Source organism: Streptomyces sp. NPDC054841, from assembly GCF_053611045.1.
The window spans coordinates 1-3677 of the sequence record NZ_JBSGZO010000008.1; the positions used below are offsets into that span (position 1 = coordinate 1).

Consider the following 3677-nt stretch of genomic DNA (forward strand, 5'->3'; position numbering starts at 1 on the left):
GTGCGGGGCCTCTTCGCGTTTCCGTACGTTCGCCGGACTGGTTCGTCCCGCCGGGCTGGTTCGTCCTGCCCGGCCAGCCGGCCCTACCCGGCCGTACCGGCCGCCGGTTGCCAGATCCAGGGGTGCGCGTCCGCGCCCATGCCGACCGCCGTGGCGCCGGAGCGGCCCACGAGGAGCGCGGGGGAGTCCAGCGACTCCGTGCTCTGGCTGCGTGTCAGCACCCTTGTACCCGAACGGAGTTGGATGCGGCCGCGGAGATCCTTGCCGAGCAGCACCGGGCCGCTGCGGGCCACGGCCGCGCTCACCGGGCCGTATCCGTAGAAGCGCTCCTTGCGGGGCCGGGCCGGGGCGCCGCCGGCCCGTACCGCGATCACCGCCGAGGCCGTCGGCCTGCGGTAGTAGAGCTCGATGCCGCCGTCGTCCGTCGGGAGCGCGGCGAGCGGGCCTCCGGGCACCGGCAGCGTGCTGCCGCCGTCCGGCTTGAAGGTGATCTCCTCACCGAGGACGTCCTGCGCCCAGTGGTGCACGGTCTCCCGGCCCGCGCCGAAGACATGGACCCGGCCCGCGCCGTCCACGACCGCCGAAAGACCGTCCTGGATCTCGCCTCCGCCGAGGTCCCGCCAGCGGTCCCAGCGCCCGTCGGTGTCCCGTACGCGCGTGCTGATCCCCTTGTCGGCGTTGCGCACGAAGAGGTGGACCCGCCCGTCCGGGGCGGTCACCGCGACCGGGACCCCGACGCGGCGGCCCCGGTCGTCGTTCCGCTCCGGATTGCCGAGCCCGTTCCAGGCGAGGAACTCCCCGCCCGGGGTGCGCTGTTCCAGCAGCACCACCTCGCGGCGGTTCGGTCCGCCGTGGCCGCCGATCGCCGCGAAGCGCAGCGCGAAGACGAGCTGCCGCCCGTCCTTCAGGACCGCCGAGCCGAGCGCCGGCGCGAGCGGCCCGCCGCCCAGGTCCTCCGGGCTGCCCCACTGTCCGCTGCCCGGCTCGGTCTCCCGCCACCGCACGGCACGCAGCCCGAGTACGCCGTACGCGGCAAGCCGTCCGTCGGGCTCGGTGGTGACGACGGGGCGGGCGCCCGGATAGCGGTGGTGGGTGGAGCGGACCCAGCCCTTCTGGTTCGTCAGCGGGCGGACGCCGCCCACGTTGTAGTCGCCGCAGCCGGAGGGGTTTCCGCACTCCCACTCGGGGTCGCCGCCGTAGGGGACGAGATGCGCGGCCTTTGCCTGAAGGACCTTCGCCGGGAGATTCTTGGGCCAGTGGCGGTTGTAGTAGCCGCGGAAGGCCGTGGCGACGAAGCCGGGGACCCGCCCGCCGTCCTCGGTCGCCTCCGCCACCCAGTGCACCATCGCCGTCCAGCTGAACAACGCGACGGCGGTGTGGTCGGCGTGGTCCGAGTAGCCGCGCTGCTCGCTGTCCTTCTTGCGGGTCGCCTCGTCGCTGTGCTGGATGTCCGGGTCGGGGTCCAGGGTCTGGATCACGGTCGGCCGGTACTGCTCCATCAGCCCGACCAGTACGTCGACGAGTTCGTCGTAGTCGTACGACACGGCCCTGCGCTGCGGGGAGTCCCTGGCGACGACGGTGCTCAGGCCCAGTGCCCGGTCCTGCCAGAGGCTGGGGATCGCCATGTAGCGGCGGGCGGTGTGCATGGGGAGGTTGAGGAAGATCAGCTCGACCCGGCGGGGGCCGTTGGTGAGCGTGTTGATCTCGGCCTCGTTGCCCCGGCGGAGGGTGGCGACGCCCTTGGTCCAGTCGGCGAACGTGTCCAGCCCGAGGAGCGTCGCGTAGGCCTGCCGCAGGCCCTGGTGGCGGGCGGAGGCATAAGCGGCCCTGTCTGCCGGGACGTCCCAGTTCCCCGGTATGCGGTTCTTCCCGTCGTGCTCCCCGGCGGTGACGTAGACGCAGACGAGCGGCACCCCGGCGTCCAGCATCCGCTGCGTGTCCGGGTTCATGAAGTACAGGTCGTCGTCCGGGTGGGCGAGGATCTGCATCAGCTGCGCGCGGCGCGAGCCGGCTATCGGCATTCCGGGCGCGGGGTCCGCGGTGGGCGTGGGCCGCCGGGGCGCGGGCACGGAGCAGGCGCTGAGGGCGGTGGCTCCGGCCGCGGCTGCGATGGCGGCGATGACGCTGCGGCGACGCGGGTGCGTGCGTGGTCGCGGGCGTCCCGGCCGGGCGGCGGTGACGTGGTCGGCCGTGCCGGTGGGCGTGGAGTCGAACCCGCCCGGGCGGGCGGACGCGGGCATGCCTCGCGCAGCGCTGTCGTTCACGTGTCGTGCTCCGTCCGCTTCCCCCCGCAGCGGTCGGGCGTGACCCCCGGCTGCGTACTGTGATCTCCCCGTATGGCGGACGCAGGGCCGGTCGGAGCCGCCGTCCGCGATCAGCTAGTGCCGTGACCGGCAACGTCCACCGGCTCGCGACGCCCTGCACGGCACTCCCCCAGCTACCGCTGGGAGGTACCCCCACGCTGCGTTGTCGCATCACCCGAGTACGTCCAGTACGAGGGCGATACTCCGCCTTGCGATGCGTCCCCTCGGCCCTCCGGGCCTGGGGAGACCCCATGCACCGGACGCCGCGAGCTTCCCGGCAAACCTTTCCGGCCACAGCACTAGACGGATTTTCGATGCTCGGGGTTGAGCGGGACGCCGCGTGCGGCCGGCGGCCCGGCGCGCCTGAGCGACCCCGGCAGGGTCCTGTCCGGTCGATCACGCGCGCCGGCGTCCGGGGCCGGCGTCCGGAGCCGGCGTCACCGCAGCGTCGGAACCTCGCCGCAGTCCGCCCAGGCGAGCGTGACACCCGGCAGCCCCCTCAGCCATCGTTCGGCGATCTCCGCGAGAAGGGCCTTGTCCGGGGGAGTGGTGCCGAGGCCGATGGCGTACCGAGCCCCGGCCCCGTCGGTCGCGAACGGGCGCGGCCAGGCATGGACGTCCGGTGCACCCGCCTCCTCCAACGCCGTGAGCAGGGCGCGCATACGGCCACGGACGCGGCCCTCGTCAGGGCCGTCCGGGACGGTCAGGACCGCCCAGGCCGCGTGGCGGCGGTGCATCGGCGGCGGGGAGAGGAGCTCCGGCCAGGGGTCCGCGCCGGACTCCGCGGCCGCGTCCAGGATCTCCCAGGCGCGGAACAGCTCCTGGGCCAGCAGGTCGCGGCCGCCCGCGCTCACCTGGTCGGTGCAGGACCTGACCGGTTCGGTCGGGGTCAGGACCAGGGGCTCGCGCCAGTCCCACACGGCCCAGGTGGCGAAGAACTGCCGGAGCCGCCCGGCGGCCGGGAGTCCTCCGGTCTCGCGGGCGGTACGGGCGGCGAGGACGGACCAGGCCAGGCCCGGCAGCCCGCCGAGCGGTGCCGAGTCCAGGCCGCGGGCCCTCGCCCAGGTCTTGACCTCCGTGGCGAGCCGGGCGAAGGCGTCCCGGTGGGCGCCCGCCGCATCGAGGACCGCGTCCGCGTCGCTGACCGCGCTGAGTGCGATCGCCGCTGCGTCGCCCAGCTCGGTCCGGCGCGCGACCGCCTCGGCGGGGTCGAGGTCCCCGGTCGCCACGACGACGAGGTCGACGGCCAGGTCGTCGACCCGCAGCCGCAGCCCGGGCACCCGCGCCCCGACGACCTCGCGCACGTCGGTGGCCTCCGGCAGCGCCGCGGCGACCCGGGCCCGTACCTCCTCGATCCCGGTTCCGCCCGGCAGT

Annotated in this window: 2 protein-coding genes; both read right to left on the reverse strand. The window is 74.7% G+C overall.

All coding sequences use genetic code 11. The features are described 5' to 3' along the window. Positions 1–83: 83 nt before the first annotated feature. The gene (locus ACWGI8_RS02265) at positions 84–2240 is read right to left on the reverse strand and encodes a PIG-L family deacetylase (protein WP_453657936.1); all 2157 of its coding nucleotides are present in this window, start codon (positions 2238–2240) and stop codon (positions 84–86) included. 500 nt (positions 2241–2740) lie between these two features. Next, the coding region (locus ACWGI8_RS02270) for a poly(A) polymerase (protein ID WP_453657855.1) at positions 2741–3677 on the reverse strand (937 nt) is incomplete at its 5' end.

Bases quoted from the DNA above. Each gene is read 5' to 3' on its own strand.
- ACWGI8_RS02265 (WP_453657936.1), bottom strand. From the start codon at position 2,240: ATGCCCGCGTCCGCCCGCCCGGGCGGGTTCGACTCCACGCCCACCGGC.